Origin of the sequence: Maribacter sp. 4U21, from assembly GCF_002742365.1 — a bacterium.
Taxonomy (GTDB): domain Bacteria; phylum Bacteroidota; class Bacteroidia; order Flavobacteriales; family Flavobacteriaceae; genus Maribacter.
Window position 1 is genome coordinate 202,817 of the sequence record NZ_MDGN01000074.1, and the last position, 24,715, is coordinate 227,531.

The window sequence follows — 24,715 nt, forward strand, 5'->3', positions numbered from 1 at the left end:
AATATTTCATTTGAACCAAGCTGATACCGTTAAAAATTTAATCTTTGCAGCACATTTTTTAACTATGACTACAAAAAAGAAAAGGGCCTACAAGAAGAAACGATACGCCGTTCCCGTGAGTATCATTGCTTTCTTAATTCTTCTAAGATTGCTTTTACCCTATGCGGTTAAAAACTATGTCAATAACGTGCTTGCGGAAATCCCTGGCTACTACGGTCAGGTAGATGATATTGATTTGGCTTTATGGCGTGGGGCTTACGTAATCCACGGACTGTACCTCAACAAAGTGGAGGCATCCTCGAATGTTCCCTTTCTCGACTTTGAGAAAACGGATATTTCTATGGAGTGGAATGCACTTCTGGATGGTAGGATTGTGAGTGAAATTACAATGACCCGGCCCACGTTCATCTACGTATTCGAAGACCAGCAGGTAAATGGCACTGAACCAGAAGTAGAGGACTGGTCCAAGGCGCTTACCGACCTTGTGCCCATAGACATTAATCATCTAGAGATTATAGATGGTACTGCAGCATTTGTTCAACTGCAGGCCGACCCTAATATCGATTTAAACTTAAAGAACATTCAACTTTCAGCATCCAACCTTAGAAACGTGGTGCAAAAAGAGCGCACCCTACCCTCAGAAGTTCATGCCACCGCGGTTTCTATTGGTAATGGTTCGATGCAGCTCGACGGAAAAATGAACATTGTTAAAGAAATACCCGATATGGATATCGCTTTATCCATTACCAATGCCGACGCCACCGCACTGAACGATTTTACAAAACACTATGCCAAGATAGATTTTGACAGCGGTACGTTCGAAGTTTTCGGGGAAATAGCCATTGCAGACGGATTTCTAAAGGGTTCTATTAAACCGATTATCAAGGACAGTAAACTTATTGGAAAGGATGACGGCTTCTTGGGAACACTATGGGAAGGTTTTGTTGGCTTCTTTAAGTTTGTGCTTAAGAATCAAAAAAACAACACCTTGGCCACTAAAGTGCCTATTGAGGGCGATTTGAACAATGTTGGTCCCAAGTTATGGCCCACTGTTACCGGAATCTTTAAAAATGCATGGATACAGGCCTTCAAAGGGGTTGTGGATGACGACATTGATTTTGAAGATGCGGCCGAAGAAGCGGACAAAGCCCAGGAGAAGGAAGATGAAAAGCAAGAGCGCAAAGCAAAGCGGGAAGCCAGGAAAAATGAGGACCAAAAAGACGGATCTAAACCTATTTAAGATTGTTCAAGATAAAGTCCAGCGTCCTATTGGTATTGTTATTCTGTTGATACGCTAAATTCTCGTACCTATTTTTCTGTGCAAGACCTACATCCAGTAGATGTTTTATTACGGGCTCGTAGTCTAAGGAAACCTTTCCGGCTAAAAGTGCATCCATGCTCTTCTCCTTTAAGTAGCGTTTATAAATTTTCTTTAGACCGCTTAAGTACAAACGGTCTTTCGTAAACCCACCGCCTCGGTGCGCACGTAAGGTAATGGAGAAGGCATCATTTCTGTTGAGTTTGTACTGGCTATGTATCAAATCGAAAGTGTCGGAAAAACTATACCCTTTAATCAGACTATCCGAAGCCAATACCCGATACGCCAACTCCTTTAATCGTTTTAAAGTCAGTGCTCCGCTCATATATTCGCTAAAAACGGCCAAGCCTTCCTGGGTTTCTACATTCTTTGGAAAACCGTTGGAAAAAATCTTTAAAGGCTGGTGCATCCCATTATAGGTAGTAACCAAGTGTACCCCTATCTCGTGGTTGGCAAGGGTGAGCAACTGGTTCTTGCTGAATTTTGTATTTCGCTTAATGAGTAAGGATTGTGACGCATTGCTGACCATAGCATCCGCGGCAATATGCGTAGAGAACTTTATGTTCAAGGGAAAATCGTACTGATAGGAAAATTTCTCGAAATATGCTTTCGCCTCTTCTGCCGTGTATATCTTATCCATATCCGAAGATTCCGGTTCATTGGCATAATGAAGAATAAATTGGGCATTTTGAACATCTTTCTCGGTCGGTGAACCGTACACCCGAAGGGAATTGTAATAGAAGCGCTTATCCTGACCTATGGTTTCAATACATTGAACCATATTGGAGTAGTAATAAATGATGTCTTGATACACTTTACGTATCCGTTCATCCGTAATGCGTTCCAAACGTTGTGAAAAGAAAAGACGGTGTAACTTATACGCATCAAATTTTAACTTGGGGTATCTAAAAACGGGGTCTTCCGTGTATTTTGAAGTAAAGAACCGGTTTTTTGCCTTCTCTATATTCAAAGGATTCACATAGCTGAGCAATTCAATCTTCTTTACCAAACGGTCTAGATTGGCATCGACCTCAAAAAGGTCGGCATATTCATCCCGCAACGCAATCTGTTGTTTTTCTTCGATCATCTTAAATAATCCTGAAACTCTTTGAGCTGTAAAGGTATCAATTCTTTTAACTGTGACTCCGCGGAACGCACTACCTCGGGATAAATTATACCCTCATATTCATCACAGTACACTTTAGCTATTTCCGTGGCCAAAACCAAGGTATTTTTAAAGTTTTGAGTGATGTACTTAAGAAAGTAGCCATTGCCTTGAAAAGTATCATTGATTTTCGAGGTCGATTTTATACCGTTCGGTAGATTCATCGTTCCTAATCTTTTGCTCCACGCTGCGGCCAACGCCCCAAATCTTTCATTATCAATATTCGAGGTGCCTAAATTCCAAGTGGGTACTTCCCTCTCCCATCTTTTCCAATTGTAGCTGTGCATATCAAAAACAAGGGTTTTTCCGTACAGCGCCTCTATCTTCTGGACCAGTGCCTGTACTACCCTATAAAAATTCTGGTGCTTTTCTAAGCTCTCTTTTCGCTCTTTGGCCGAAATTGGCATTTTCCATAACTTTTTACCCCAAGCATCCTCATAAATGGCGGTTTCAGGAGCTCTGTTAAGGTCGTATTCAAATCTGCTATCGCGACCGGCAATAACAATAGGGTGCGATTGTACCATTTCCTTTGTACAAGGGTCTTCTTCATACCACCGGTCATGTTCCGTATGCAAGCAATTCTCCCAAAGCGTTTTTCTAAATTGATGACCATCATGGACCGCTCCGCAGATGTAGGGCGCGTAATTCGCAATCTTAATGGTAAAAGAGTAATCCGCAGAAACCGCCTCAAAGGGAATTTCCGCATTTATATTGGAAATGATATCGTCAATGGAAAGCTTATGCATTTTCTACCTCGTTACGGAGACGAGAACGTCTGTCAAACGCCTTTAGCTTATCGATTACCTTACTTTCTACAAAATCGATGACCTTTACTTGTATCTTGGTTTTGTATACCTTGTTCATATAGGTAACGCCTCCTGGGGACATGACATTGACCTCAACTAATTTCCCTCCTATAACGTCAATACCCACAAAAAAGAGTCCGTCCTTAACCAATTTTGGCCCTATTTGTTTGCAAAGTGCCTTCTCTTGTTTTGTTAAGCTATGCTTTGCCACAGTACCACCAGCAGAAACATTGGAACGGTGGTCGTCCGTACCCGGTACCCTTTTCATAGCGCCGATTACTTCCCCATTTAAAAGAAGCACGCGTACATCTCCTTGGTCCGCCCCTTCTATATATTCCTGAAGTATTACATAGTTCGATGTCCCGTCCGGATTGGTGATGTAAAAATCTAATAAAGACTTTATACTGCTCATGGCCGACTTTTCAATCAATATGACACCCGAACCACCAAAGCCGTTCAAGGGCTTCAAAATCATCTTATCGGCCTTTGCCTCCTTGATTTGCTGAATAAGGTAATTTTTATTTTTGGAGACATGCGTAGCTGGAATAATATTACTGTGGGAATCACCAAAAGCGGCAGTATACAGTTTGTTATTGGCTTCCCTGATGCCTTGTAGGGAATTCACAATGAAAACATCGTCCTTGACCGAATCCAAAAAATTGAGCATTATCGGGTCCAGGGGCGGATTGGCCCTCATAAAAATAACATCGAACCCCGCCAGCGGTAACATTTCTTCACGTAGGGTAGCCTGCTTATAAAACGATTTTAAACTTGTGGAAACCTTATCCATACGATTAAGTACTGTACAAAAAGCGTTCGTAACACTGTTTCTTATGGTGAGATTCGCCGGGGAACACAAGGCAACACCATGTTTTCGTTTTACACATTCGTGTATCAACGCTAAACTGGTATCGTTTTCCGGGTCTATTTCTTCCCAAGGATACATTAAAAAGCAAATGTTCATTTTCAACCGTTTTATTATTTCTATTTTACTTCGTCATAATGGTCGTCCCAATTCGCCGCCTTAGGATGATCATGTAATTTATCTACCGATTTGGCAACTATGGTTGCCACTGTTGCGTCACCCGTAATATTAACAACGGTTCGCAGCATATCCAATGGTCTGTCCACCGCAAATATCAAGGCAAGGCCTATGGCATATTTATCTGGCGGAAAGCCAACGGATTCCAATACGATGACCAGCATTACCATTCCGGCGCCCGGAACGGCCGCGGTTCCGATAGAGGCTAGAAGCGCTGTTAAAACTATGGTCAATTGTGCCGGCAAAGGAAGGTCAAAACTTAGGGCCTGCGCTATAAAAACTGCGGCTATACCCTGATACAGACTAGTCCCGTCCATGTTTACCGTTGCCCCGACGGGAAGCACAAAACTAGAAACCTCCTTGTCCACCCCAATGTGCTCCTCCACCCGTTCCATAGTAACCGGAAGGGTAGCCGCACTTGAGCTTGTTGAAAAGGCAAGTAATTGTGCGGGACTCAGTTGTTTTAAGAACCAAAAGGGATTCTTTTTTGCAAATACAGAAACTAATGTTGCATAGAACACTATCATCAAGAACAAGCCCAAAACTACCACTCCCGCATATTTCAAGAGGGCCAGCAGAATCTCCGGATCGCTCGAGGAGACGACAACATTGGCTAATAGGGCGAACACAGCAAAGGGAGCAGTAAGCATTATTAGATCTACCATTTTCAAGACCACATCATTTAAGGAATCAAAGAATTTTTTTAATGGTCTCGCACTTTCCTCTCCAATTAACAACATGGAAATTCCCATGAAAATGGTAAAGAAAATAACCTGTAGCATCAATTGATTGTTCCCCAAGGCACTGACCGCGTTATCAGGAACCATATCTTCTAAGAACTTCAATGGTCCGCTTTCTTTTTGACGGGAGGCTTCCTCCAATTTAGCAGTGACCCCTTCATCGTTGGCGTAGGTGGATGTCAATTTCTCGATGGTCTCTTCGGAAATACCGTTTCCCGGTTCTAGAAGGTTCACCAATACAAGACCTAAAATAATGGCTACCGTGGTGGTACCCACATAAATACCTATGGTTCTAAGACCTATATTCCTAAATTTAGAGATGTCCTTTAGGTCAGAAATACCTTTAATCAAGGATGCTAAAATCAGTGGGACTGCAATGAGCTTAAGTAGTTTTATAAATATGGTTCCGAGTGGAGCGATCCAATTGATCACAAATTCTTTCCCCCAATCAAAATAGGTCATTCCGAAACCAAAAAACAGTCCCAAAACCATACCTATCATTATCTGCCAGTGCAGCGCTAGTTTCTTCATACCTAAATTTACATTAGGTCAGTAAGATACCATTTTGAGAGGTATATGTCCAAAAAAGAAAACTTATAATTTAATAGTTCTGTTCAAAAGGGTATAATCTGCCAGAACCATAGCGGTCATCGCTTCGACTATAGGTACCGCTCTTGGGACCACACAAGGGTCATGCCTGCCTTTTCCTTGGGTTTTCACGGTATTACCTGCTTTATCGATTGTCTCATAAGCCTGTATCACCGTGGCTACGGGTTTGAAAGCGACATTAAAGTAAATGTCCATTCCGTTACTTATTCCTCCTTGTACACCACCACTATAATTGGTCTTGGTAGAACCATCCGAATTGAATTGGTCATTGTGCGCGCTTCCTTTCATGGTCACACCCTCGAATCCGCTGCCATATTCAAAACCTTTGACGGCATTGATGGATAACATTGCTTTCCCCAATTCTGCATGTAACTTATCAAAAACGGGTTCTCCTAGGCCGACAGGTACATTCTTTGCCACGCAGGTAATAATTCCGCCAATGGTATCTCCTTCTTTTTTAATCGATTTGATGTAGTTTTCCATCTCCTTGGCTGTCTCCGGGTCCGGGCAACGCACGTCATTGGACTCGGTTAAAGAAAGGTCCAAATCCAAATAGCTTTTTTCCAGTTTTAGTTCTCCAACTTGGGAAACAAAGGCGTTAATTTCTACACCCTTAAGAAACTGCTTGGCTACAGCACCGGCCACTACCCTACTTGCCGTTTCCCGGGCGGAGCTTCTTCCGCCACCGCGATAGTCCCTGAAACCATATTTCTTATCGTATACGTAATCTGCATGAGAGGGACGGTACGAGTCCTTAATATGGCCGTAGTCCTTGGATTTTTGATTGGTATTATGGATGGCGAATCCTATTGGTGTTCCTGTGGTCTTCCCTTCGAAAATACCGGAGAAAAATTCAACTTCATCCGGTTCCTTGCGCTGCGTCACAATGGCTGATTGTCCTGGTTTACGCCTATCCAAATCTTTTTGAATCGCATCCATATCCAGAACTATCCCGGAGGGACATCCATCTATGACGCCTCCTATTGCCTTACCATGTGATTCTCCAAACGTACTTACCCTAAATAAGTTTCCAAAAGTATTTCCTGCCATGCCTTCATTAAAAGTATAGAAACAAAGGTAATTTTTAAATCCATCAAAGAAAAATACTCAGCTTACTTAAGATTAAATTAAACTTAGCCCTTGTACGTAAGGATTACTTAACACTTTGCTGATTTAAAGATGACGTACTTTAAATACAAGCTATATACCATTAGGTTTAATTTTGTGACAAATTTGAATCTTGAAAAAAAGAAAGCTAGATATTGTAGTTTTATCTGACCTACACCTAGGTACTTATGGGTGTTATGCCGATGAGCTCCTGGTCTACCTTTCCAGTATAGAACCTAGGATATTGGTATTGAACGGAGCCATTATAGACCAGTGGCCCTTGAACACTAATAGTTTCCTCCCATCACATCTCAAGGTCATTCAAAAAATCAATGCCATGGCCTCCAAAGGCATTGAAGTCCATTATGTCAAAGGAATTCATGATAAAGCCCCCACAGATCTTTTCATTGATTATGTAAAAGTGTGTGAAAATCTAGTGTTGAATGTAGATGGAAAAAAAACAGGCTTCTTTCACGGTGCTATTCTGGCACATCCTTTCTTCAATATAAGCTGGTTCCGCAAATTTGGAAGACACGCCTTCGGCCTATTGTACTATAGTAATAAATTAAACCATTGGATTTCAAGAAAAAGCATCATACCAAAATCCGTTTTATCTAAAACCGTCCACTATAAGAAGAAGAATACTGATTTTACCGAACGTTTTAAGTCCACCGTCTCGGATATAGGCAATGCCAATCGTTATGATACCGTAGTCTGTGGTTACCTCCATCAACCTGAAAAAACAATTATAGAAAGACCGAACGGCAATGGCAATATCTTGTATCTCAATGCTGGCGATTGGGTGTCGCATTTATCGGCGTTGGAATATTCTCTTAAACGTTGGAAAATCTACAGGTACGAGAATGACAAGCTTGTACCATTCTTCATGGATGCCGAGTTAAAGGAAATGGATATGAACACGCTCATAAAAAGAATTACTTCCAAGAAAGAAAAAACCGAAAAGGCAACTCATTAAGGAAGTAAGGCCTCTTTTAAAACACTTATCGGATGTTTGGCCACTCTTTTGGTACCATCAAAAATCTGATGCCTGCAACTGGTGCCGTTCGCAGCAATTATGGTTTCCGAGTTGGATTTGTTTACCGCCGGAAATAGTTTGAGGCTGCCGATGTTCATACTTACGTCGTAATGTTCCTTTTCGTAACCAAAAGAACCTGCCATTCCACAGCAACCGGATGCGATAATCGTAACCTTGTAATTTTTAGGTAGGTTAAGGACATCAAACGTAACCTTTTGATTGCTCAAGGCCTTTTGGTGGCAATGATTGTGAATTTTCACTTGTTTCTCTTCTTCCGTGAATGCACTTGCGTCGATTTTATTATCCTCGATTTCATTGGCCAAAAACTCCTCTATTAAAAAAGAAGCGTCCGCAATCTGTTGCGCTTCTTCAGCGTTTTGGGACATTCTTTTGTATTCATCTCTAAAGGATAAAATAGCGGACGGCTCCAATCCCAAAATGGGCCATCCCTTTTTACTGAACTCTAATAAATGCTGGCTGTTTCGCTCAGCCAATTTTTTTGCCTGCTTTAGAAACCCTTTGGACAGGAAAGTCCTACCGCTTTCTGCATAAAATAATTCCACATCATACCCTAAACGTACCAAGACCTCAATGGCGTCTTTACCTACTTCAATATCAAGAAAACGAGTAAATTCATCTATATATAAAACAACTTTTCGTTTTTTATCAATGTTTTGTTTTTTAGAATTTTGAAGGTATTTATCGAAATTAAAACTATAGACTTTTGGAAGACTTCTTTCTTGCGCAACACCGCTCGTATTTTTAAGCAAGCCGCCTAGTATTTTTGATTCATAGACCGTATTCGTTAAACCGGCTACTTTGCTCCCAATTTTATTCAATTTGGTATTGTATGCAAAGAGTTTGCTTCGCAGGGGATAGCCATTCGTTTCCTGATATTGATATAAAAATTCAGCTTTGAGAGTTGCGATGTCCACATTGCTGGGGCACTCGCGCGCGCAGGCTTTACAACTTAAACATAGGTCAAAAACCTCTTTTAACTCCTTACTGTCAAAAGCGTTGGTATTTTCAGGGTTGGTCAATACCTCACGTAAGGCATTGGCCCTTCCTCTTGTAGTATCCTTTTCGTTTTTCGTGGCGTGGTAACTGGGACACATACCGCCCGCCATGTGGTGTGTTTTTCTACAATCCCCACTACCATTACATTTTTCTGCGGCTTTTAAAATACCCTCACTATCCGAAAAATCCAAAAGGGTTGCCACATCAGGTTCTTTTCGGTCAATCTCGTAACGAAACGATTGATCCATAGGATATGGGTCTACAATTTTACCGGGATTAAGGATGTTGTTAGGGTCAAAATAGGTCTTAATCCTTTTGAGTAGTTCATAGTTCTTGTCCCCAATCATTAACGGAATAAACTCCGCACGTACAATACCATCCCCATGTTCTCCGCTAAAGGAACCTTTATATTTCTTTGTCAGTTTTGCGACATCCGTGGTAATGGCCCTGAACAACTTTACGTCGTCGGATTTCTTAAGATTCAGAATAGGTCTTAGATGCAACTCACCCGCACCTGCATGGGCATAGTAAACTGCCTTTTGGTCATAACCTTCCATAATCTGGGTAAACTCACCAATAAAATCCTTGAGGTCTTCTAGAGCCACCGCAGTATCTTCAATACAGGCAACTGCCTTCATATCCCCAACGATATTGCCCAAGAGGCCCAGTCCTGCTTTTCGCAGTTCTATTGCCTTCTTGATATCATTGCCCTTGAGTACCGGATTGGCATAACTTAGTCCGGATTGCGTAATAGTAGCTTGTAATTCCTGAATCTGTTGGTCTAATTCCGCCTCGCTATGTGCGCTCACTTGGAGCATTAATAAGGCTTCCGGGTCACCATCTACAAAAAACCGGTTCGCTAGTTGTTGTCGATTGTTCTTAGTGCAATCCAATATCACCTTGTCCATCATCTCGCACAACTGCAAAGGATGTTTCATAACCGGGGCTACATCTAAAAGACAACCCTCTAATGTTCTGTAATGCGTAACGACCATGGCGGAGTACCTTGGTGGCAAATCATCCAGACGCAAGGTAATCTCGGTGGTAAAAGCGAGGGTTCCCTCGCTACCACATAGAAGACTGGCCAAATTCAAATCGTCTTCAGGTCCGCCAAAAAACGAAGATTTCAGCAGTTCGTCCACGGCATATCCCGTGTTTCTTCTATGAATTTTAGGTTTTGGGAATTGTGCAACTATTTCATCTTTTATTTGCTTATTGGATAGTTCGTTATAAATGTTCTTGTAAAGTGATACTTCAAGTGTGTTATTTGTAGTTTTATCTTCGAAATCGGTTTTGGTAATGCTTCCGAACTCCGCCTCGCTACCATCGGACAAGATTGTTTTCAAGGACACCACTTTGTCCCTAGTAACACCATATTGAATAGATGTTGTACCAGAAGAATTGTTTCCCACCATTCCGCCAATCATACAGCGGTTAGAAGTTGATGTATTTGGCCCGAAGAATAGTCCGAAGGGTTCTAGGTACTGGTTAAGTTCGTCCCTAATAACTCCAGGTTGTACGGTAACTTGTTTCTTTTCTTTATCGAGTGCTATAATTTCCGTGAAATTTTTAGAGACGTCCACTACGATTCCATCACCGACACATTGTCCGGCAAGTGACGTTCCGGCCGTACGAGGAATAAGTCCAATCTTGTTCTTATTCGCAAAACGTATCAAACGCTTTATATCTTCCTTGGTTTTAGGCAAAGCAACTGCGATGGGAATTTTGCGATACACAGAGGCATCCGTAGCATATAGACTTTTCGTAAGCTTATCATCCAGCAATTCGCCCTCTAGGTCCGTCGCTAGATTGGTGAGTAATTTATTATTCAACTTGGCACAATTTTGGGTACTAAATTAAGTTTTATTGATTGAGCACAACAAAGTATACGGAAATTTTTAATTTTGAATCAAAACAAAAACATATGAAAAAATCAAATTATCTAATCCTTATGTTCCTTTTCGCGACTATTACACTGAGTGCGCAAGAAATATCAGAACATGCAATTGGTCTCCGATTAGGGGACAGTGATGGGTTCGGAGCAGAAATTTCGTATCAAAATGCAACGAGCCAAAACAATAGACTCGAGTTTGACCTAGGCTGGAGAGATAGTAGAAAGTTCAGCGCCTTTAAATTAGCCGGACTGTATCAGTGGGTGAGACCCATCGAGGGTGGATTTAATTGGTACTACGGCGTTGGTGGTGGTGTAGGTAGTGTAGATTTTGACGGTGCTTTCGATGACGACGATGATGGTGGTGTATTTATTTTTGCTGCAGGGGATATCGGCATCGAATATAATTTTGATATTCCCCTACTCCTTTCAATGGATTTTAGGCCTGAAATCGGCGTAGCAGGTTACAACGGCTTCTCGGACAATTTCGATTTTGACATCGGTCTAGGCATTCGATACCAATTCTAGATAAACAAGCTAGTAAAAAGACCCTTGCCATAGTGCAAGGGTCTTTTTTTTATGCCATTATATAAGTACCTTTACCGCTACTAAAAATTTGATTTTATGAAAAATGGCATGCTGTTCCTTTTGGGTTTACTTACACTGGTAGGTTGTAATCAAGAACCAGATGGATTCACTATTGATGGAACTTTAAGAGGTGAAGTTGAAGAAGGGACTAAGGTCTTTTTGAAAAAGATAGGGGACAACAATCAGCCTGTAGAGGTAGATACTGCTATCATAGCCAATGGTAAGTTCCAATTTAAAGGAACTGCCACAGCTCCTGAATTACACTATATTTTTTTGGATGAGGCTCAGAGCTATACGGCTGTTATTCTTGAAAACGGAACTATTGATTTTAATGGTCAAAAAGACAGTCTGGGTTTTGCCGTTGTAAAGGGAACATTACAGAATGATGTTTTTAGGGATTATCTAGAGCAATCAAGAGCATTGTCGAACAAAGCAAGGTCCATTCAAGAGGATTTGCAAAGAGCCACAAAAGACGGTAGTCCACAAGCTTCCATTATAGCGTTAAGAGATGAAATGCAAGAACTCCAAGAGGAATATAAAGGTTTTGAGCTGGACTATATAAAAAACAATCCGAACGCTTTGATCTCGGCCTTGCTTTTAGACCGGGCGGTAGCCACCAAAGCTATAGGTTATGAAGAAATACAGACCATGTACAATGCGTTGAGCCCTGTAATTCAAAATTCGAGACCTGGAAAACGTGTATTAGATGATATTGAAGGACTGAAAAAATCGGAAGAGGCAGAGAAGAATACCGCCATCGGAGCAAAAGCCCCAGAATTTTCCGGTCCAAATCCTGAAGGGGAAACTGTAGCACTCAGTGATGTTATGGGGAAAGTTACCCTAGTGGATTTTTGGGCAGCTTGGTGTAGACCATGTAGAGCCGAGAATCCCAATGTTGTGGCCGTCTACAATAAATACCATGACAAAGGCCTTAATATTGTGGGCGTTTCTTTGGATAGAACTGCCGAAGCTTGGAAAAAGGCTATTGCCGACGACGGACTTGAATGGAACCATATTTCCAACATTGCCTATTTTGACGATCAAATTGCAAAGCTCTACAACGTAGATGCCATTCCCGCGGCGTTTTTGTTAGATGAAAATGGTATTATAGTGGCGAAAAACTTAAGAGGACAGGCCTTGGAGGAAAAGGTGGCCGAGCTACTGAACTAAAGCTAAAAAATATTATAAAAAAAGCCCGGACAGTCGTCCGGGCTTTTTGTTTGTTAGGCTATTATATCATGCCTCTTTAGAACTTATTTCTGACATCCCTATAGGTGCCGTCTACTGTAGTGTCGCCATTTCTCGTAACACTTCCAAAGATATTTACTACTGAATTGTCTCCGATAAATTCAACAGTTGCACCATCGTTCAGTACCAAGTCTCCGTAAATCGTAAGGTTACCTTCAACTCTTAATATAGCACCCGCATCTACGATAACATTTCTTCTTCTACTGTTTCGGCCTACCACAAAGGTACCGTTCATTTCAAACAAGGCGTTCTCACCAATGGTAGCATTATTTCTAACGGTCCAGGAACCACATAACAATAGCGAGCCATCCACATTAAAATTGTTGAATCTTCTTGCCCCTCTAAAAGCACCACCGCTACCACTATTGATTGTTAAGTTAGAACTACCGGAATAGGCAGCTAAATTAGCACATCTTGCAACAAGACTTTCATTTGGTCTATTTAACTTAATGATCTGTAAACCTTCTTTACCGGAAGCTGCGAAAATATAATCCCCTTTAGACGCTACAAAGTTGATAGAGCCTTCCAATTGAATTATCCCGACTAAATCGGTATTGTCATTCTTTTCTTCCGACAGGCATAAACCAGCACCACCATTTGCCATTAATAGAACTTCTTCATTCGTCGCAACGGCATTGGTAACTTCATCAACATCGTCAACATTATCCGGATTCAAAAGAATAGGCACATATTCGATAAAGCTTCCGCTAGCGGCATTATAAATTCCAGCGCCCCTTGAGCCCTCGGCTACGATAATATGTTCACCAGAGAAATCCAAGGTTCTTTTAGTATTCAATCCAAAATCGGAATCAATGGCGATATCCCTGACAACATTTAAACTTTGGTCCATAATGCTGACACCTTGGCTAGCATCTAGAACCGCAACAAAATTATCTTGAATTGCAACTGCTCTTAAATCCATGAAAGGGGCTTCTTTCGTAAGCGAAAGATCTGCTTTATTGTAAGCCTTTACAAAACCATCCCGTCCACTGGTGAGAAAAACTTCACTACCATATACTTCAACATCCGTAGCGTTAAAGCCTTCTTGGAAACCGTAGCTTATTCCCGCATCCAAATTCATTCGGCCATTAGCGGCCTGAATCTTAGCTATAAAAGAATTGTCTGTGGCACGCACCGACCTTTCCGCATCTACGCCACCAGCTAAGTACATATATCCGTTATCATAGTCAATTGCATTGATGTCCGCATTGGAATAATATAATCTAGAGGTTACCCTAGGATTATTGGGGTCACTTACGTTTATGATATCTACGCCACCGGCATAACCATCTTCTACAGTATTGTAGGATACATAGGCATAATCCCCTTCAACATCTACATGGGAGGCGGTAAGATTTTCACCTCCGTTAAAAGAAGGCACGTCTACCTGTGCTACCAAGGTCAAAGGATAGTCACCTGCTTGGTCGTTTTTAGCCGTAATCGATTTTTTACCGGTTACCGTGGCTTCATCATATATATCCAGTACACCTGCATTATTATATAAAATACTATTCTCTAATAAGGTTTCGCTGGTTTCTAGCCTCAGGTCGTCTTTTGAAGGTTCTTCAAAAACCGTAGTTTCATCACTACAAGAAGATAGGGTCGTGAGTGCTACAGCGGTTAATAGTACTATTTTTTTCATAGCTGAAAATAAGATTTGGTTTATTAAGTCATTCAATAACGACCCAAACCTATTTCTCTTATGAACGTGTGATGCTTTTCGACGAACTACATGATTTTATGGTAAAAAATACAATTATTGTAATTTAAATCTTACAATTTCATATTTTTCCAAGTTTTTCCAAAATAAAAAGTAGAATAATTGGAACAGCCAGCAATAGTACCATTACTGTGTCTGATTGCAAAAGACTGGGCATGAATAACAGGGTGGTTACATAACCTCCTATGGCCCCTCCAAAGTGTGCGGTATGTCCTATATTCCCTATTCTACTCTTCATACCATAAATGGAATAAAGCAAATAGCCAATTCCTAAGATGTATGCCGGAATGGGTATAGGAATGAACATAATGCCCAGGGAGTCATTAGGCTGCAAAAGAATTGCGGCATATAGAATACCGGTAACCGCACCGCTCGCCCCTACTGCGGAATAATAAGGTTCATCTTTATGAAAGAACAGGGCCAATAAACTCCCTGCCAAAAGACTAATAAAGTAAATGATGATAAATTTTGCAGGTCCAAACCAAGCAATTACAACATCTGCAAAGAAATACAGCGTAAACATATTAAAAAATAGGTGCGCTATATCTACGTGCAGAAAACCAGAAGTCAACATGCGTTCTTTTTGCCCGGCCCTTATGGCACCGATACCAAATTTATACCTGTCAAAAAAGTGGGAATCCTTAAATCCTTTTAATGAAACAAGGATGTTGGCGGCTATTACTGCTATGGTGGCAATGTGCATATTGTTCATAAAGAAACCCTTAAGTTTGGTTTCAAATATAGCTATATTTGCCCATTATATCCTCTTATATGCAACTACTGGTATTTGTTATAACCTACCCTTTTCTGTGGTTCATATCCATATTACCGCACCGACTATTCTATGGTTTTTCGGACTTTGTTTTCTTTCTGGTTTATTGTGTTATCGGCTATAGAAGAAAGGTAGTACAGGACAACTTGAATTTGGTTTTCCCCGAAAAGAGCGAAAAGGAAATACAGCGCATAGAAAAGGAATTTTTTAGACATATGTGCGATATGTTCCTAGAAACGGTGAAAACCATGAACCTGAGCAAAGAGCAGGTTCGAAAAAAATATGATGTTTGGAATATTGAAGTTTTAAAGGAACTTGAAAAAGAGCGTAGCATTTTAATCGTATGCTCCCATTACGCGAATTGGGAATGGAACGTAAGCATAAATAACTACGTAAAATCAAAAGGCTATGCCGTATATCAAAAAATTGGCAATGTTTATTTTGATAAGTTCATTAAAAAGGTTCGCGCGCGGTGGAATACCACGCTCATAACCCAGCAACAGACTGTAAAGACCGTTGTTCGTAACAAACGGGACGGTGTCATCGGTATTTTCGGCATGGTCAGTGACCAATCTCCACAAGCTCACAGAGCACAATATTGGGCAGATTTTATGGGTATTAAAGTACCGATTTTCAATGGCGCGGAGACCATGGCGCGGAAGTTGGACCTCGCCGTTGTTTTTCTTAAGGTGAGTAAGGTTAAACGTGGTTATTACAAGGCGGAATTCATTCCCATTGCGGAACGTGGCAAACAGACCAAGGAAAATGAAATTACGGACACCTTTTTACGTTTTACCGAGCAACAGATTAGGGAAAGACCAGAGCACTATCTATGGACACATAAAAGATGGAAGCACAGGGATAAAACCCCAGCATCCTTTGCTAAAATTGTATAAAAAATGCCCTAAGTCCAGGGCATTTTTTAGTTATCAACAAACCGAGATTTTTAAATCCTCGCTATCGCCTTTATTTCTTCAATTACACGGTCCGCTAAAGCATCGGCCTCCTTCTGGCTTTTTGCCTCCGTATAGATTCTGATGATAGGCTCCGTGTTCGATTTTCTAAGGTGCACCCAATTCTCCGCAAAGTCAATTTTTACCCCATCAATCGTAGAAATTTCCTCATCCTTGTATTTTTCGGCCATGGCCTCCAATATACCGTCCACATCCAATCCTGGTGTTAACTGTATTTTTTTCTTGCTCATAAAATAACTCGGGTAACTGGCTCTTAGTTCTGCTACCGTGCCTCCTTTCTCTGCCATAAGCATTAAAAACAGTGCGGAGCCTACCAATGAATCCCTTCCGTAATGACTTTCAGGATAAATGATACCACCATTACCCTCTCCACCAATAATAGCCTTGTTGGCTTTCATCTTGGTAACCACATTTACTTCACCCACAGCGGCGGCTTCGTAGGTACCACCGTGCTTTTCCGTAATATCACGAAGTGCACGTGACGAAGAAAGGTTGGATACCGTATTTCCCTTTGTCTTACCCAATACATAATCAGCACAGGCTACTAGGGTATATTCTTCACCGAACATTTCACCATCATTACTTATAAACGCTAAACGGTCTACATCCGGGTCTACCACAATACCAAAATCGGCCTTCTCCTTCACCACCATGTCACAGATATCCTTTAAATGCTCCTTTAAAGGCTCTGGGTTGTGTGGAAAATGACCTGTTGGGTCGCAATACAACTCTACGACGTCTACCCCTAACTCTTTTAAAAGCTTAGGGATGGCAATGCCTCCAGTAGAATTCACACCGTCGACGACCACTTTAAATTTAGCTTTCCGAATAACATCCGCATCGACCAAGGATAGGCTCAGTACTTCATCAATATGTATATCTATATAACTATCGTTCTTTGAAATTTCACCCAAATCATCAACTTCTGAAAAATCAAAATCCTCCCGCTCGGCAATTTCTAAAATCTTGGCCCCTTGGGCGGCATCCAAAAATTCACCTTTCTCGTTCAATAGTTTTAAAGCGTTCCATTGTTTTGGGTTGTGACTTGCCGTTAAGATGATTCCACCATCCGCCTTTTCTAAAGGAACGGCAATTTCAACGGTGGGCGTAGTGGATAAATCTAAATCTATAACATCGATTCCCAACCCCACTAAAGTGGAAACGACCAGATTCTGAATCATTTCTCCGGAGAGTCGGGCATCCCTGCCGATTACAACTTTCAATTTATCTTTCTTGGAATAGTCCTTTAACCAGATACCGTAAGATGCGGCAAATTTTACTGCGTCTATTGGGGTTAGGTTATCTCCAGGCTTTCCTCCTATAGTGCCCCTGATTCCTGATATGGATTTGATTAGTGTCATAAATTCGTTATAAGTTTTGGCAAATATAAAGGTCTATCGGCAATTGAGAGTTTAGCAATTCGTAAATTCGATGGCGACAAAACTATTCTCGTTCAATGAACTTCCTTGCCCATATATACCTTTCCTTTGGTGATAAAGAGATAACCATTGGCAACTTTATTGCCGATAGTATACGGGGGAATAAGTTTAAACATCTTCCTCCAAGGGTGCAACAAGGCATAACACTACACCGGCATATTGATACCTATACGGACAGCCATAGGATACCCAAAATAAGTAGCAAACGTCTACACAAGAATTATAGCCATTATAGCAGGGTCATTGTAGATATTTTCTACGACCATTTTCTCGCAAAGAACTGGAGCCGTTATTCTGATATCCCTTTAGGGGTATTTGTTGATGATTTTTATGATCTCTTGGAGGATAATTATAAAATCCTACCGGATGGTGTAAAACGCATGATGCCTTACATGATTGCTGATAATTGGATTTACAATTACGCCAAAATGGATGGTATTGCCAAGGTGTTGAAAGGCATGAACCGCAGGACCAAAAACAAGTCTAAAATGAATTTTGCCATTATGGACCTCGAGGACCATTACGCGGATTTTGAAAAGGAGTTTACGCTGTTTTTCGAAGAATTGATTATCTTTTCGCAACAAAAACTCAAATCATTATAGCGAATTCAAATACAAAACCACCAACTACCTCCTTATGAAAAAAATACTGCTCTTATCCGCTTGTTTGTTCCTTTTTGTTCAATGTAAGGAAGCCCCCGCGGAACCTACGGGATTGGTAACGGATGAGGCCATGGTGGTTTCTGCCCGTGAGGAAGCTTCTAAAATTGGCGTAGAAATCATGAAAAAGGGAGGCAATGCCTTTGATGCCATGGTAGCGACTGAAATGGCTTTGGTTGTGGCCTACCCTTTTGCGGGCAATCTTGGTGGTGGAGGTTTTATGGTCTATAGAAAAGCGGACGGCAATGTCGGTGGATTGGATTATAGGGAGAAAGCTCCTTTGGCCGGACACAAGGACATGTATTTAGATTCCCTGGGAAACGTTATTCCCAACAAAAGTACGCTGGGTGCAACGGCAGTGGGTGTGCCAGGCACCGTAGCGGGAATCATTGAAGTCCACAAAAAATTTGGTTCTTTACCCCTGGCGGAAATATTTGAACCTGTAATCGCCTTAGCGGAAAAGGGCGTAGTCGTCACTGCAAATCAAGAAAAAAGACTGGCCAGTCAACGGGATAAGTTTATTGAAGTAAATGGTGATAGTACTAAATTTGCAACGGTTTTCAAGGAGGGCGATATAATTACCTACCCCGCCCTGGCAGCAACAATGCGGAAAATTGCGGAAAATGGAAGGGATGGTTTTTACAAAGGAGAAACGGCAAAAAAGCTAGCTTCCTTTATTCAGGAAAACGGCGGATACATTACCGAGGAAGACTTGACAAAATATGAAGCCGTATGGCGCCAACCTATCATATTCAACTACAAGGATATCCGTGTAATATCCATGAGTCCACCCAGTAGTGGTGGGGTTACCATCAATCAAATCTTTAAGATGATGGAGCCTTATGAGATTTCTGAATTTGGTCATAATTCCGCCAAAACGGTACAATTGTTTACGGAGGCTTCGCGCAGGGCGTATGCGGATCGGAACTACTACTTGGGAGATCCCGATTTCGTGGATATTCCTCTTGATGTTATTTTAAGCAACGGTTATCTAAAAGAACGTATGGAGAATTTTTCTTTCGATAAGGCTACCAAATCTTCAGAGGTAGAACGGGGTAGTGTGGAAATCATAGAAAGCATGGAAACGACGCACTATTCTATTGTAGATGAGGAAGGAAATGCGGTTTCGGTGACCACGACCTTGAACGGAGCCTATGGTTCCAAACTATATTCGGACGAGCTGGGCTTCTTTTTGAATAATGAAATGGATGATTTTAGTGCCAAACCTGGAGTTCCTAATATGTTCGGGTTAATAGGTGCGGAAGCCAATAGTATAGCTGCAGAAAAACGTATGCTAAGTAGCATGACGCCTACCATTGTGGAACGCGACGGCAAACTATGGTTGGTCGTAGGGACGCCCGGTGGTTCTACCATCATAACCGCAGTGGCACAGACCATTCTAAATACCTATGAATTTAATATGAGTATGCAAGAGGCAGTAAATGCACCTCGTTTTCACCACCAATGGTTGCCGGATATGGTGATATTTGAACCGGAAGGCTTTTCCAGCGTATTAAAGGATGAAATGAAATCCAAAGGTTATATCATCAATGAAGATCGTACACCTATTATAGGCAAGGTCGATGCCATTCGCGTCTTACCTGATGGAAAATTAGAAGGTGGTGCCGATAAACGCGGGGATGATATGGCGGTCGGGTATTAGCCCCTAGCTCCCAAAGAGGGAATTTTTATTCCCTAAAATTAAATTGAAAAGTCAGGTATCAAAAACCATTATGAAGAAAATTAGTTATGATTCGTAAACTATTAAAAATCTTAGGGGTAATTTTAGTGTTGCTCATCGTTGGTTTTGCCTGTCTCTACTTCGTCTACAACGAAAAATTACCTGAAGGGCAATCAGGTCCTGAGGCTGATGCGCTAGCCCAAAAAATGTTGAACTCCCTGAATTATGAAACCTATCAACAGACACGTTTTTTGGAATGGTCTTTTCAAGGAGGGGCCCATAAGTACAAATGGGACAAACAAAAAGCTATGGTTGAGGTAAAGTGGGATAACTATTTGGTTCAATTGGATTTAATCTCAACAAAATCTAGCCTTGTCTTTAAGGATAAAGAACGTTTGAACGAGAATGAAAGTGCGTCCATTATCGCAGATGCGTTGGATTATTTTAACAACGATTCTTTTTGGTTAGTGGCGCCCTACAAAGTATTCGACAACGGAACAGAGCGCAGTATTGTACCCTTAGAAGATGGTTTAAGTGGTCTGTTGGTTACCTACGCATCGGGTGGTTCTACACCGGGGGATTCCTATTTATGGGTCCTGCAACCCAACGGATTCCCTAAAAGTTATAAAATGTGGGTGAAAATAATACCTATCGGTGGTATTGAAGCCACTTGGGACGATTGGGCCATTATGGAAAGTGGGGCTTATTTACCAAAAACCCACAAGCTGGGACCTCTTGAGCTTTCTATGGGAGATGTTAGGGGCTATAACCGCTAAAGCTCAACCAAACCAAATTCGTTCAACACGATCTCCCACTCCTTGGTTTCCTTGATATCCAGGATACGTTGCGAGATTAATTGTTCCAACGCAGTATGGGTCTTGGGTAGCCCAAAAGCATACAATTGCACATCGAATTTTAGAGGAAGGATTTCTAGGTCGTTCAAACTGGAATCTTTCTGGATTCTATATTTTAAAATAGGTTCATCATATAAAAAAGCTTCAATTTTTCCTTTTTTCAAATCGATTAGGCCCGCAACTACCCCAGGATAAGTTTTTACATTCTTAAAGAAATGTTCTGCCAAGAACGTTCGCGTACCCGATTTGGCTACCGTACCCACTTTTCGCTCCTTAAACTCATTAAATCCATCGGGGTTATTGTTAAGCTGGTTCACCGTTAAACTAGAGGCAATACTTGCCGTAAGTCCGGAGATAAACAACAAGCCCCCGAACATTAGTACCAAAGCGGAAACCTTACCAAGTTTTGTTTGTGGAGCCTTGTCCCCATAACCTACGGTGGTGAGCGTTACGGCGGACCACCATATACCGTCCCAAATTCCCCTTGGTCCGGTCCTAAAGGTCTCCGGATTTTCTTTTCGTTCAAACAACCACCCTAAAAAGCCGAAAATAAAGATGATGAGCAATAGCAGCAAAAGTCCTCGAAGGAAATTGGCATTGAAAAATCCTTTCAAAAAGACCATCAACTTTTCAAAAGAAGATACTTCGGCAACGACCGCAGTGGCATTGGAGGCGAAAAAAGAATGCGTAAACTCCATTTTCCTGCTACGATCACTAGTAATGGTCAATGGATTAATACTTAAATCGATACCTCCCGTTTGTAAAGAATCCAACATGTCCGAGAAGTTCATGGGAACCAGGGTATACTTCAGCTCTAAATCTTTCGCTACCTCTTTCCACAGCCAAATATTAAGGCCTTCCAAGTTTTTACCCTCTTTGACAATAAAGGGAGCTGCCGGTGTATAGCCAACGAGCAAGGTGTCGCGTGTAACCTGACCGCTCGCCACGAAACCGATGAAATATAACAAAGCCAATAATAATCTGCTCATAGCCTTAAGTATTCCTATTTTGCAATTAAATATACGTTTTTTAGTGTGTAACGGAAATACATCAAAACCTAATAAATAACCATTGTGCATTTAAAAATTTTATACGAAAATGTCAGTTCAAGAGGTTGATTTTCGATTTTTTCCAATCGAAAATCAAGTATATCGAGAACCCCTTGAGCCATAAAATGGTTCTGTCCCGAAGCTTCGGGAACAATTTTGCTTTATAACTTTCTGAAAAATCACTGGAACTGCCGCCTTGTTTTAGTTAAAAGGTTAAAAAAGTATACTTTTAAATATCAAACTAAAAAAATGGAAATAAAGCTACTCGGAAAAGAGGATATTTCTCAAGAATTACAAACGCAACTATCGCAGCTTTACCTGCAACTGAATGCGGAATTAAGACAATTACATTTAACCACTATTTTAAAGCGGTCAGATGCCATAGATATTGCCTGTTGTCTTGATGGACCTAAATTAGTGGGAATTGCCATGATGGCGAATTATAAGGTGGTGTCAGGTTATAAGGGTATGATTGAAGATGTTGTGGTTTCTGAAGAGTATCGGGGAAAAGGAATCGGTAGAAAATTGATGGAAAAACTATTGGAGCAAGCCCGTTTACGAAAACTAGACGATGTGCTTCTGTTCAGTGGTCACCACAGAACGGCCGCCATCAGTCTGTATAAAAGTCTAGGGTTCACTCTTAAGAGCAGCGGCTTGTACGTTAAAAAGATGGAGAATGATTAATCCACCTTCTTTACATGTTGCAGTTGATTCTTTAACTCCTGCATGGATTCCTGCAATTGGCGCAGTAAACCACTGTCCGTTGTTGCGTCTACATTAAAGGTTATCTTACTACTTACTTCCCAAATTTCCTGAATCTGAAAAGGTTTGATGTTATAGGGCGGATAGGTTTCATTTAACGAAACCAATGTAATGTTATTGGAATTTGGACGCTTCTCTATCTTTTTTACCATTACGGAATCCTGTAAGACCACCACATACATTTTATTGGCACTCACATAATCTATATGTTCAATGGCCCTGGCCAAGACCCATTCCCCGGGATGCAGATTGGGCAACATACTATCCCCTTCTACCTGAAAACCTCTGTACGTCGCATTTCTGAACTCCGGAATAGGCAAATCAAAGGCAGGCAATTGCTCGTACCAACTGGTATCCGCAATATTCTGCGGATAACCGGCCGCCGCCTTGGCATTGACCAAAACCATATTCTCGTTCTCGGCCGCGTTTACGGTAACTACTTTAGGAATAACACTAGTATTGGAAGTTTCCAAATATTGTTGCTCACTCTCCCCGAACAACCAGAGCGGATTTATCTTGAACTGTTTTAAAAGTTCGGAAACCACTTTTCCGGAGAGTTTGGTACGACCACGTTCTATATCCGCGGTGGTATTGGACACGCCTATAAGAGCGGCAAATTCTGCCTGCGTATATCCCAATTCCCGTCTAATAGCTGTAAATCGTTTTAAAGTGAGTTCATTTTCCATACTCAAATATACTAAATATGGATTATATCCAAAATATTATTTGGAATATTTCCATAATTAGGAATATATCCATATTTTTGGAATATATACAAGTACGATGAATTTTGAACGTGTTAAAGAGAAATTGAATATTTTGGCCGATGCGGCTAAATACGATGTTTCCTGTTCCAGCAGCGGCAGTAACCGTACCAATAAGAACAAAGGCCTTGGCAATAGCACGGTAATGGGCATTTGTCATAGCTATACGGAAGATGGTAGGTGTGTATCACTACTTAAGATATTGCTGACCAACCATTGTATTTTTGATTGTGCCTATTGTGTCACCCGAAAAAGCAACGATGTACAACGTGCCGCTTTCAAAATTCAGGAGGTGGTGGATTTGACCATCAATTTTTACCGTAGAAACTATATCGAGGGTTTGTTTTTAAGTTCAGGGATTTTTAAAAGTCCCGATTACACCATGGAACGCCTGGTTGCCGTGGCCAAAAAACTACGGGAGGAAGAGAATTTTAACGGATACATCCATTTAAAGTCCATTCCCGGTGCCAGTGATGAATTAATGTATGAGGCCGGATTGTATGCGGACCGTTTATCGGTCAACATAGAAATCCCCACTATTTCCGGCCTTAAACTATTGGCTCCCGATAAGAAGCATGAGGACTTTTTAAAGCCGATGCTGAAGGTGAAAAACGAAATTGTGCGCTATAAGTCCGAAAAGAAACTTATCCGCAGTACCCCCAAATATGCACCAGCGGGGCAAAGTACACAAATGATTGTAGGTGCAACAGGAGAATCTGACAAGGACATTATGTACTCCGCCACGCACTTTTACAAGAATTACAATATGAAGCGGGTATACTACTCCGGGTATGTACCCGTAGCGGATGACAAAAGATTGCCGGCCATAGGCACTCAAGTTCCTATGCTAAGGGAAAATAGATTGTACCAAACAGATTGGTTGTTGCGCTTTTATGGCTTTGCCGTTAATGAACTCTTGAACGATGCCCATCCCAATCTGGATATTGAGGTGGACCCGAAGTTGAGCTGGGCGCTACGCAACTTGAACCATTTTCCCGTGGATATTAATACGGCGGACAAACGCCTGTTGGCCCGTATTCCGGGCATTGGAATGTATTCTGTGAGCAAGATTATTAAAGGAAGAAAATTTAGAAAATTGAACTGGGAACACCTTAAGAAAATGGGGGTGGCCCTTAACCGTGCTAAATTCTTTATCCTCTGCGATTCACCTAATTGGGAACGAAGGGATTTGGATGCGGACCGTATCAAAGGAATGATTCTGCAGAACTCCTCGGGAAAGTTCAGGAATCAGTATAGTAGTCAATTATCATTATTTAATTAAACAGCATGGAATACGCGGATAGCACTTGGAAAGGTATGGGTAAGATTAGTACCAAATTTAGGTTTCTGGAACGTAGCCGAAATACCATTCTAAACACCGGTTATCAGTATGTCGTTTTTAAAAGTAGGGCCAAGAAATATGCCTATACCCTAAAAAGAAAAATCATTTTGTTTTACTCTAAATCCTAACGAA

22 protein-coding genes are annotated in these 24,715 nt (G+C 41.3%); 11 read left to right on the top strand and 11 right to left on the bottom strand.

The window, feature by feature from the left end; genetic code table 11:
• Window positions 1-64 precede the first annotated feature (64 nt).
• Window positions 65-1,240, top strand: a complete 1,176-nt coding sequence (locus tag BFP77_RS15990; protein WP_099575137.1) for a DUF748 domain-containing protein — start codon at window positions 65-67, stop codon at window positions 1,238-1,240.
• On the opposite strand, the gene BFP77_RS15995 is transcribed toward BFP77_RS15990, so the two are convergent.
• The 5 genes from BFP77_RS15995 to aroC form a co-directional block, all read right to left on the bottom strand.
• On the bottom strand, window positions 1,233-2,405 hold the full coding sequence (locus BFP77_RS15995; RefSeq protein WP_099575046.1) for a flavohemoglobin expression-modulating QEGLA motif protein: 1,173 nt from the start codon (window positions 2,403-2,405) through the stop codon (window positions 1,233-1,235). The genes BFP77_RS15990 and BFP77_RS15995 overlap by 8 nt on opposite strands.
• Window positions 2,402-3,229 (bottom strand): N-formylglutamate amidohydrolase, encoded by an 828-nt coding sequence (locus BFP77_RS16000; RefSeq protein ID WP_099575047.1) that lies wholly within the window; start codon window positions 3,227-3,229, stop codon window positions 2,402-2,404. Before BFP77_RS16000 ends, BFP77_RS15995 begins: the two co-directional genes overlap by 4 nt.
• Window positions 3,222-4,253, bottom strand: coding sequence for a glutathione synthase (gene gshB, locus BFP77_RS16005; RefSeq protein ID WP_099575048.1), 1,032 nt, complete (start codon window positions 4,251-4,253; stop codon window positions 3,222-3,224). Before gshB ends, BFP77_RS16000 begins: the two co-directional genes overlap by 8 nt.
• Before the next feature lie 20 nt (window positions 4,254-4,273).
• Window positions 4,274-5,602, bottom strand: a complete 1,329-nt coding sequence (locus BFP77_RS16010; protein ID WP_099575049.1) for a dicarboxylate/amino acid:cation symporter — start codon at window positions 5,600-5,602, stop codon at window positions 4,274-4,276.
• A gap of 63 nt (window positions 5,603-5,665) precedes the next feature.
• A complete protein-coding gene (gene aroC / locus BFP77_RS16015; RefSeq protein WP_099575050.1) occupies window positions 5,666-6,730 on the bottom strand; it encodes a chorismate synthase in 1,065 nt (354 codons plus the stop codon).
• A 190-nt stretch (window positions 6,731-6,920) separates the two neighbouring features.
• Here aroC and BFP77_RS16020 point away from each other — a divergent pair, with 190 nt between their 5' ends.
• Entirely contained in the window at window positions 6,921-7,763 is an 843-nt protein-coding gene (locus tag BFP77_RS16020) for a UDP-2,3-diacylglucosamine diphosphatase (protein WP_099575051.1), read from the top strand.
• Here BFP77_RS16020 and BFP77_RS16025 read toward each other — a convergent pair.
• Window positions 7,760-10,672 carry an FAD-binding and (Fe-S)-binding domain-containing protein gene (locus BFP77_RS16025; RefSeq protein WP_099575052.1) on the bottom strand — a complete coding sequence of 971 codons (2,913 nt, stop codon included), beginning with the start codon at window positions 10,670-10,672 and terminating at the stop codon, window positions 7,760-7,762. The two genes, BFP77_RS16020 and BFP77_RS16025, sit on opposite strands and share 4 nt — an antisense overlap.
• 92 nt (window positions 10,673-10,764) lie before the next feature.
• Between BFP77_RS16025 and BFP77_RS16030 the strand changes: the two genes are divergently transcribed.
• Both BFP77_RS16030 and BFP77_RS16035 read left to right on the top strand, forming a co-directional pair.
• The gene (locus tag BFP77_RS16030; protein WP_099575138.1) at window positions 10,765-11,259 is read left to right on the top strand and encodes a hypothetical protein; all 495 of its coding nucleotides are present in this window, start codon (window positions 10,765-10,767) and stop codon (window positions 11,257-11,259) included.
• Window positions 11,260-11,355: 96 nt separating this feature from the next.
• Window positions 11,356-12,489, top strand: a complete 1,134-nt coding sequence (locus BFP77_RS16035) for a TlpA disulfide reductase family protein (protein ID WP_099575053.1) — start codon at window positions 11,356-11,358, stop codon at window positions 12,487-12,489.
• 76 nt (window positions 12,490-12,565) lie between these two features.
• On the opposite strand, the gene BFP77_RS16040 is transcribed toward BFP77_RS16035, so the two are convergent.
• Together BFP77_RS16040 and BFP77_RS16045 are read right to left on the bottom strand one after the other, a co-directional pair.
• Window positions 12,566-14,209, bottom strand: a complete 1,644-nt coding sequence (locus BFP77_RS16040) for a hypothetical protein (RefSeq protein WP_099575054.1) — start codon at window positions 14,207-14,209, stop codon at window positions 12,566-12,568.
• 139 nt (window positions 14,210-14,348) lie between these two features.
• Window positions 14,349-14,999 (bottom strand): rhomboid family intramembrane serine protease, encoded by a 651-nt coding sequence (locus tag BFP77_RS16045; protein ID WP_099575055.1) that lies wholly within the window; start codon window positions 14,997-14,999, stop codon window positions 14,349-14,351.
• A 59-nt stretch (window positions 15,000-15,058) separates the two neighbouring features.
• Here BFP77_RS16045 and BFP77_RS16050 point away from each other — a divergent pair, with 59 nt between their 5' ends.
• Window positions 15,059-15,955 carry a lysophospholipid acyltransferase family protein gene (locus BFP77_RS16050; RefSeq protein WP_099575056.1) on the top strand — a complete coding sequence of 299 codons (897 nt, stop codon included), beginning with the start codon at window positions 15,059-15,061 and terminating at the stop codon, window positions 15,953-15,955.
• Window positions 15,956-16,005: 50 nt separating this feature from the next.
• On the opposite strand, the gene glmM is transcribed toward BFP77_RS16050, so the two are convergent.
• Window positions 16,006-17,394, bottom strand: coding sequence for a phosphoglucosamine mutase (gene glmM / locus BFP77_RS16055; protein WP_099575057.1), 1,389 nt, complete (start codon window positions 17,392-17,394; stop codon window positions 16,006-16,008).
• A 95-nt stretch (window positions 17,395-17,489) separates the two neighbouring features.
• Between glmM and BFP77_RS16060 the strand changes: the two genes are divergently transcribed.
• The 3 genes from BFP77_RS16060 (at window position 17,490) to BFP77_RS16070 (ending at window position 20,588) form a co-directional block, all read left to right on the top strand.
• Complete coding sequence (locus BFP77_RS16060) at window positions 17,490-18,074, top strand: acyl carrier protein phosphodiesterase (protein ID WP_099575058.1); 585 nt, start codon at window positions 17,490-17,492, stop codon at window positions 18,072-18,074.
• A gap of 34 nt (window positions 18,075-18,108) precedes the next feature.
• Complete coding sequence (ggt, locus tag BFP77_RS16065) at window positions 18,109-19,794, top strand: gamma-glutamyltransferase (RefSeq protein ID WP_099575059.1); 1,686 nt, start codon at window positions 18,109-18,111, stop codon at window positions 19,792-19,794.
• Between the two features lie 86 nt (window positions 19,795-19,880).
• On the top strand, window positions 19,881-20,588 hold the full coding sequence (locus BFP77_RS16070) for a hypothetical protein (protein ID WP_099575060.1): 708 nt from the start codon (window positions 19,881-19,883) through the stop codon (window positions 20,586-20,588).
• On the opposite strand, the gene BFP77_RS16075 is transcribed toward BFP77_RS16070, so the two are convergent.
• Window positions 20,585-21,655: a transporter substrate-binding domain-containing protein gene (locus BFP77_RS16075; protein ID WP_180272377.1), complete on the bottom strand. Its 1,071-nt coding sequence runs from the start codon at window positions 21,653-21,655 to the stop codon at window positions 20,585-20,587. The genes BFP77_RS16070 and BFP77_RS16075 overlap by 4 nt on opposite strands.
• A 309-nt stretch (window positions 21,656-21,964) precedes the next feature.
• Between BFP77_RS16075 and BFP77_RS16080 the strand changes: the two genes are divergently transcribed.
• Window positions 21,965-22,399 carry a GNAT family N-acetyltransferase gene (locus BFP77_RS16080; RefSeq protein ID WP_099575062.1) on the top strand — a complete coding sequence of 145 codons (435 nt, stop codon included), beginning with the start codon at window positions 21,965-21,967 and terminating at the stop codon, window positions 22,397-22,399.
• Here the strand turns inward: BFP77_RS16080 and BFP77_RS16085 are convergent.
• Window positions 22,396-23,163 carry an XRE family transcriptional regulator gene (locus tag BFP77_RS16085; RefSeq protein WP_099575063.1) on the bottom strand — a complete coding sequence of 256 codons (768 nt, stop codon included), beginning with the start codon at window positions 23,161-23,163 and terminating at the stop codon, window positions 22,396-22,398. The two genes, BFP77_RS16080 and BFP77_RS16085, sit on opposite strands and share 4 nt — an antisense overlap.
• 97 nt (window positions 23,164-23,260) lie before the next feature.
• On the opposite strand from BFP77_RS16085, the gene BFP77_RS16090 reads away from it, so the two are divergent.
• On the top strand, window positions 23,261-24,523 hold the full coding sequence (locus BFP77_RS16090; RefSeq protein WP_099575064.1) for a putative DNA modification/repair radical SAM protein: 1,263 nt from the start codon (window positions 23,261-23,263) through the stop codon (window positions 24,521-24,523).
• Between the two features lie 5 nt (window positions 24,524-24,528).
• Complete coding sequence (locus tag BFP77_RS16095; RefSeq protein ID WP_099575065.1) at window positions 24,529-24,711, top strand: hypothetical protein; 183 nt, start codon at window positions 24,529-24,531, stop codon at window positions 24,709-24,711.
• Window positions 24,712-24,715 lie beyond the last annotated feature (4 nt).